The sequence below is a fragment of the Akkermansia sp. UBA7090 genome (assembly GCF_002493465.1).
Lineage (GTDB): Bacteria > Verrucomicrobiota > Verrucomicrobiia > Verrucomicrobiales > Akkermansiaceae > Akkermansia > Akkermansia muciniphila_A.
The window spans coordinates 85,563-92,733 of record NZ_DKYW01000031.1; the positions used below are offsets into that span (position 1 = coordinate 85,563).

General features: G+C 55.7%; 7 protein-coding genes. 4 read left to right on the plus strand and 3 right to left on the minus strand.

Annotated elements, in window-relative coordinates:
* Positions 1-269: 269 nt before the first annotated feature.
* From B3075_RS10355 to B3075_RS10365, 3 genes are all read left to right on the plus strand, one after another.
* Positions 270-1,553, plus strand: a complete 1,284-nt coding sequence (locus B3075_RS10355) for an aminopeptidase P N-terminal domain-containing protein (RefSeq protein ID WP_290488892.1) — start codon at positions 270-272, stop codon at positions 1,551-1,553.
* A gap of 65 nt (positions 1,554-1,618) precedes the next feature.
* The gene (gene hisG / locus B3075_RS10360) at positions 1,619-2,494 is read left to right on the plus strand and encodes an ATP phosphoribosyltransferase (protein ID WP_012420148.1); all 876 of its coding nucleotides are present in this window, start codon (positions 1,619-1,621) and stop codon (positions 2,492-2,494) included.
* Positions 2,495-2,535: 41 nt separating this feature from the next.
* Positions 2,536-2,640 carry a hypothetical protein gene (locus B3075_RS10365; RefSeq protein ID WP_012420149.1) on the plus strand — a complete coding sequence of 35 codons (105 nt, stop codon included), beginning with the start codon at positions 2,536-2,538 and terminating at the stop codon, positions 2,638-2,640.
* Between the two features lie 408 nt (positions 2,641-3,048).
* Here the strand turns inward: B3075_RS10365 and B3075_RS10370 are convergent, their stop codons facing one another.
* The gene (locus tag B3075_RS10370; RefSeq protein WP_290488911.1) at positions 3,049-4,278 is read right to left on the minus strand and encodes a sensor histidine kinase; all 1,230 of its coding nucleotides are present in this window, start codon (positions 4,276-4,278) and stop codon (positions 3,049-3,051) included.
* 12 nt (positions 4,279-4,290) lie between these two features.
* The gene (locus B3075_RS10375) at positions 4,291-4,995 is read right to left on the minus strand and encodes a response regulator transcription factor (protein ID WP_290488912.1); all 705 of its coding nucleotides are present in this window, start codon (positions 4,993-4,995) and stop codon (positions 4,291-4,293) included.
* A 215-nt stretch (positions 4,996-5,210) separates the two neighbouring features.
* Here B3075_RS10375 and ilvD point away from each other — a divergent pair, with 215 nt between their 5' ends.
* Complete coding sequence (gene ilvD / locus B3075_RS10380) at positions 5,211-6,887, plus strand: dihydroxy-acid dehydratase (RefSeq protein WP_290488913.1); 1,677 nt, start codon at positions 5,211-5,213, stop codon at positions 6,885-6,887.
* 70 nt (positions 6,888-6,957) lie between these two features.
* Here ilvD and B3075_RS10385 read toward each other — a convergent pair.
* Positions 6,958-7,171, minus strand: a 214-nt coding sequence (locus B3075_RS10385) for a hypothetical protein (RefSeq protein WP_290492093.1), incomplete at its 5' end; no start/stop codon positions are given.

Consider the following 7,171-nt stretch of genomic DNA (forward strand, 5'->3'; position numbering starts at 1 on the left):
TTCGATTGACGCCAGGAATTTTTCCCGGCGGGGGCTCCGGCAATTCCGGGCGGCTCCGTGCTTCCTTCAATGGCATGGATGATGAGCGGGAAGAGCGCTCCGGCAGGGAACGGGCGAATGGCGTAAGAATAGCGGGGACGGGAAAAAGGCACGGTGAAGAATCAAAAACGAAGCGGTCGGAAGAATTCCTGCCTGCAAGGGAACGCGCAAGGTTGTCCCGTGTCCGGATGCATGATTGACAAGCCGGAAAAGCGGGGCATGCTGTTGGTATGAGATACGAGCCGCTTCCTTCTTCCTTTTTTGCCGGCAACCGTGAAGAACTCGCTTCCCGCCTGCCTGCCGGCAGTATGCTGATTCTGCATGCCAACGACGTATTTCCTACGAATGCGGACGGCACTTTTGCCCTGCATCAGAATGCCAACCTCTTTTATCTCACGGGAATTGACCAGGAAGAAACCGTCCTGGTCATGACTATCCGGGAGGACGGCTGGGATGAGATTCTGCTGTTGCGTGAGACAAATGAACAGATTGCCATCTGGGAAGGAGCCCGGCTCACGCAGGACCAGGCGAGAGAGCGGAGCGGCATTCAGGACGTGCGCTGGACCGATGAATATGATGCGCTGCTGGAAGCCCTGGTGCCGTCCGCATCCATGGTCTTTGTGGAAGCCAACCAGCATCCCCGCTGCACCTGCCCGGTGGAAACGCGCAATGCCCGCATGACCAAGGAACTGAAGGAAAAATTCCCGGATGTTGTTTTGAAGAATGTTTATGAGATCTTGGCGGACATGCGGCAAATCAAAAAGCCGGAAGAAATCAAGGCTCTCAAAAAAGCCTGCGACATCACCAATGAAGGCTTCCGGGAGCTGCTCCGGTTCATCAGGCCGGGGGTAGGCGAATGGCAGATTGAGGGATTTCTGGCCAACGAATTTATCAGCCGTGGCCCGCGCAAATTTTCCTTCCTGCCTATCATCGCTTCCGGAAAGGATACCTGCGTGCTTCATTATATCCAAAACGACAAGCGGTGCGAAGACGGCGATCTGGTGCTCATGGACATAGGCACGGAATACGGGAATTACAACTCCGACATGACTCGCACCGTTCCCGTGAACGGAAAGTTCACCCCCCGCCAGCGCGCTGTATATGAAAGCGTGCTGAATATGATGACTTACGCCAAAAAGATTCTGAGACCCGGCATTCTGAAATCGGAGTACGAACGCCTGGTGCGCGTTTTTGCCGCCGGAGAACTCGTCAAGCTGGGGCTCATCACGCCCGCGCAGGTGGCGGAAAAACCGTCCGATCCTCCCATTGTCCGGAAATATTACATGCACGGGTGTTCCCACTTCCTGGGGCTGGATGTGCACGATGTGGGCGAAGCCAACCCCGTTGTGTTGCCGGGCATGGTTTTCACCGTTGAGCCGGGCATCTATATTGCGGCGGAAGGCATAGGCATCCGTTTGGAAAACGATGTTCTGATCGGGGAAACGGAAAACATCGATCTGCTTGGGGACGTTCCTTTGCTGCCTGATGACATTGAACGGCTCATGGCCCGGTAAAATGGGCCGGATTCGGTTCTAAACTTGACAATGAGGCCCGTGTGGGTTTTCATTCCCGTCCCATCATGTCGAAGAAACTCAAAATAGCTCTTCCCAAAGGCAGTTTGCAGGATTCCACCGTGGAATTGTTCCGCAAGGCCGGCTACAACGTGTATGTGTCCAGCCGCGGGTACCGCCCGACCTGCGACGATGACGATCTGGAGCTCTTCCTGATCCGTGCCCAGGAAATAGGCCGTTATGTCAATGACGGTTTCATCGACTGCGGCATTACCGGACGCGACTGGATTTATGAAAACAGGGCGGACGTGGAAGTGCTGACGGATCTTCAATACTCCAAGGCCACCTCCAAGCCTACCCGCTGGGTGCTGGTAGTCCCGGAAAATTCCCCCATAACCTGCGCGGAAGACCTTCAGGGCAAGCGCATCGCCACGGAAGGCGTGGGCATTACGGAACGCTGGCTTCAGGAAAAGGGCATTGAAGCCCATGTGGAATTCTCCTGGGGCGCTACGGAAGTGAAAGTGCCGGAACTGGTGGACGCCATTGTGGACATCACGGAAACGGGAAGTTCCATCAAGGCCAACAAGCTCCGCATCGTGGACACCCTGATGACCTCCTATCCCCAGTTTATCGCGAACCGGGAAACCATGCAGGATGAATGGAAGAAGCAGAAGCTGGAACGCCTGGTCATGATGCTCAAGGGTGCTCTGGAAGCGCGCCGGAAGGTGGGTCTGAAAATGAACCTTCCTGCTGCCTCCCTGAACGGCCTGGTAGAGGCTCTGCCGTCTCTGCGCCGTCCCACTATTTCCCATTTGGCGGAAGAAGGCTGGCTGGCCGTGGAAACGGTCATTGACGAATCCGTCGTGAGGGATATCATTCCCCAGCTCAAGGCCCTGGGGGCGGAAGGCATCATCGAATACCCGCTTAACAAGCTGGTTTACTAAATTTTTTCTCACCACAGTAAAACAACAAACGAACCACAATCATGGGATCGCTCAAAAAACGCCGTAAAGCAAAAATCAACAAGCATAAGCGCAGCAAGCGCATGCGTCAGAACCGTCACAAGAAGCGTTTGCGTTACAAGTCCTAAGGTTTGTGCGCTTCGCTGCTCAAACTGGCAGTCTGTCCGATTTCCGGAAAATCCCGGCGTCCTCCTTATCACGGAAGGACGCCGTTTTTTATATGGACACAGCTTTTGTATCATTTTTTAGCTCTTGCTTACCTGAGATAGACCTGTGCACAGATTGATGCATCACGGGAATTGAACAAGGTTATAGATGGGGACGGTAGCTTAAAACAACGGATGTCTTTCATTGCTGTTTCCTTTCAAGGAAGACCGGGATAATGCTGATGAAGGAGAATGGAGCCCGCGCATCATCAATAACACAGGGGTTGAAAAAACAGGAGGATATCCCGCAGGCAATTTTTCCGGCTTGGCAAGGATGTATTTTCCCCGGTTTTAGCGGCAGACCATGTCAGGCTGTTTCATAGCGGCGTCTTATACCGCCTTTTCTTCCCGGAATCGTTTCAGAGGAATGCTGATGGTAAAGACGGTTTTCCGGTGTGGGATGCTGGAGACGGTGATGGCTCCGTCGTGGGCTTCCACGGCGCGTTTTACAATGGAGAGGCCCAGGCCCGTTCCCTTGATTTCCGAGGAGTGGTGGGCTTCCACCCGGTAGAAGCGGTTGAAGAGGAAGGGGATGCTTTCCGAGGGAATACCCACGCCCGTGTCCGTGACGGTAATGACGCAGGCATCCTGTATTTTGGCGGCGGCCACACTAATGGAAAGTCCCGGCTCCGTGTTTTGCTTGAGGGCATTTTCTACCAAATTGAACAGAATTTGCGCCCAGTAAAAGGGGTCTCCATAAAGTTCCCAGTCCGCGGGAATGTCCATGAGCAGGACGGCCTGATTTTTCTCCCGGATGGAATCCAGGCGGGAGAAGACATCATCCGCGCAGGTGGTGAGGCGGAACCACTGCTCTTTCAGAATCGCCTTGTGGCCTGATTCGAGTTTGGAGATCATGAGCATGTCTTCAATAATGTTCATTAGCCTCTGGCTGTTTTGGTGCATGACTCCGATGAATTTGCGGGCCAGACCGGGACTTTCCTCCACAAGATTGTCCTCCATCAGGTTTTCCAGATATCCCACGATGATGGTGAGGGGCGTGCGCAGCTCGTGGGAGGCGTTTGCCACGAAGTCCCGGCGCATCTGGTTGGTGAGGTAGTTCTGCGTGATGTTGCGCAGCAGGATGCGCTTTTCTCTGATTGGGGCGTCCGTGATGGCGCTGTCCAGATGCCACGCCGTGATGCCGTTTTGCACTCCGCCGGGGGAATTGGCGGCGCTCAGCGTGAATTCCTTGGTGACGGGACCGTCCGTGTCGAATGCTTCCTGAACATGCCCCAGCAGTTCCTGGTTGCAGACCAGCGCCCCCGCTTTGCGCCCTTCCAGCTTTTCTTCCTGAAAAAGTTCTTTGGCCAGCGTGTTAGCCAGCGTGATATGTCCGGATGGACCGATGAGCAGGAAGGCCTCTCCCAAAGCTTCCAGGAGGAGCCGTTTGTCCGCGATGGCCTGTTCCTGCGCTTCTTCCCCACGCTTCAGCAGGCGTTGGGCGTCCCGCAAGGCTTTTTTCCGGGCTTTCATAGCGGACCGGCATACCTGAACCAGATGCCAATTCAAGTACAGGGAGGCCAGAATAAGGATGGTCAGGATGTAGTCGATGGCCGACATGGAACTGGAGCGTTAAGCCTTTTCTTCCGGGACGCGGCGTCCCGGCAGGGTAAAGCGGTAGCCGATGCTGCGGACGGTTTCAATGCAGTCTGCATAGGGAGCCAGTTTCTGACGCAGCCGCTTCATGTGCGTGTCCAGCGTACGGCTCTGGGCCTGGTGGCTGTACCCCCATACGCAACTGAGCAGGTCATTGCGGTTCAAGGTTTGGCCTTCCCGTTCAACCATATGGATCATGAGCTTGAATTCCGTGGCCGTCAGGTCTGCTTCCTCCTTGTCGATATAGAATTTGAGGGCGTTTTTGTCAAAAGTGAAGGGGCCGTATTCCGCAATGACGCTGCCGGGGGTGCGCTCGCACCGTTTCAGCACGCTGGCCACGCGCAGAACAAGTTCCTTGGGGCTGAACGGTTTGGTCACATAGTCGTCCGCTCCCAGTTCCAGTCCCTGGATGCGGTCTTCCGCCTGGGCCTTGGCAGTCAGAAAGATGACGGGAATATTCTGGGTGCGGCTGTCCCGGCGTAATTCCCTCAGTACGCCATGCCCGTCCATGCCCGGCATCATCTGGTCCAGCAGGATCAGGTCCGGCTTGTCCCGGCGTGCCGCTTCCAGCGCAGTCAGACCGTCATAGGCCGCCAGGGGCGTATGGCCCGCACGTTCCAGGTTATAGGCTACAAGGTCTGAAATGGCGTGATCGTCTTCAGCGATAAGAATGGTTGCCATGTCTGTTTTTACGATGAAAGAAAGGGCGGTGTCCCGATATTAGATGTGACGATTTGTTCACATTTCCCCGTCCGGGAGGCGTTTCCGGTCAGTGAAGGCCTTCTCTTATGCAAACATACTGTAACGGAGGCATTTTCGTTTTGCAAGGCTGGCCCAGATTCAACTTCTCTTCTCTGCGTCATGTGATACACTTGCATTGCAACAGTTGTATTGTTATGCGAAGCGATAGAGTTAAAGCAGGGTTCGAGCGTGCGCCGCACCGCAGTTTGATGCGTGCTACCGGAATGACGGATGAGGATTTAAGCCGTCCTTTCATTGCCATTTGCAATTCCTTTAATGAAGTGATTCCGGGCCATGTTCACCTGAACAGGGTGGCAGCCCTTATCAAGGAGGAGGTGCGCAAGGCCGGAGGAACTCCCGTGGAATTCAACCTCCCCGGCGTTTGTGACGGCATTGCCATGGGCCACGGCGGCATGAAGTTTTCTCTGGCCAGCCGTGAGTTGATCGCGGACAGCGTAGAAACGATGCTGAGCGCCCATGCGTTTGACGCCATGATCTGCATCCCTAATTGCGACAAGATTGTCCCCGGCATGATTATGGGCGCCCTTCGCTGCAATATTCCCACTATTTTCTGCAGCGGCGGTCCGATGGCCGCTGGCATGGCGGAGGACGGCACCGTGCTGGACCTGAACAGCGTGTTTGAGGCTGTCGCCCGCTTTAAGGCAGGCAAGATTAATGAGGAGGAACTTCATTCCCTGGAATGCCGCGCCTGCCCCGGCGCCGGTTCCTGCTCCGGCATGTTTACGGCCAATTCCATGAATTGTTTGAGCGAGGTGATTGGCCTGGCTCTTCCCGGCAACGGTTCCCTGCTGGCCACTTCGGAGGAACGAAAGGAGTTCTGGAAAAAGACCGCGCGCCGCGCCGTGGAGATGGCGAAGGCGGACGGCCCCCTGCCGCGGGACATCGTCACCCGTGACGCTATCGACAATGCTTTCACTATTGATATGGCCATGGGCGGCAGTTCCAATACCGTGCTCCATACGCTGGCCATTGCCCGGGAAGCCGGCGTGGAATATGACCTTCAGCGCATCAACGATATTTCCAGACGAACCCCCAACATCTGCAAGGTGGCTCCTTCCTCCCGCTTCCACATGCAGGATGTTTTGCGCGCGGGCGGAGTGAGCGCCATCATTCATGAAATTGCCAGGATCCCCGGCGCTCTTCATCTGAACGCCATGACCGTCAGCGGGAAAACTCTGGGTGAAACGGTGGAGGGGTGCGGCATTGCGGATGAAACCGTGATTCATCCGCTGGAAAATGCCTATTCCCGTGATGGCGGCCTGGCGATTCTGTTCGGCAATTTGGCCGAGGAGGGCGCTGTGGTGAAAAAGGCGGGTGTGCATCCGGATATGATGAGTTTCCGCGGGCCCGCCGTGATTTTCGAGTCTCAGGAAGAGGCCTGCGAAGGCATCCTTGCCGGAAAGGTAAAGTCCGGCGATGTGGTTGTCATCCGCAATGAGGGACCTAAAGGCGGCCCCGGCATGCAGGAAATGCTGGCCCCCACTTCCTACATTATGGGACAGGGTCTTGGCGCGGAAGTGGCGCTTATCACGGACGGCCGTTTTTCCGGAGCCACCCACGGGGCCTGTATTGGCCATATTTCTCCGGAAGCGGCGGAAGGCGGTCTGATCGGCCTGCTGAGAAACGGGGATATGATTGAGTATTCCATTCCGGACCGCACGCTGAACGCCTGTTTGAGCGAGGAGGAAATCGCACGCCGTCGTGCGGATTGGAAACCTACCTATAACAGGGTTTCCTCCTCTTGGCTGAGCCGTTACCGCCAGCTCGCCTCGAATGCCAGCAAGGGGGCTGTCCTCCGGCGCGGGGAATAATAGCTCGTATTATTCGACTTATCCCAACCAAATTTCAGCCGCCTTCCTCCTTGATGGGGATCGCGGCTGATCATCTGCCGTCGTGCGGATTGAGATGACGGTAGTTGTAGTAGATGAGGCCGAGCTCGTCGTCCATGTATTCGCACGAGAAGCGGAATTTGTTCTCTTGCGCCATGTTGCCTTCCGACGTGACCAGCCCTCCATACGGTCGGTATTCATACAGGGCGCGGCGTCCGCGCGCTTCCCCGAAGAGGGAGGTAACGTTCTTCATCGCGTCGTGCATG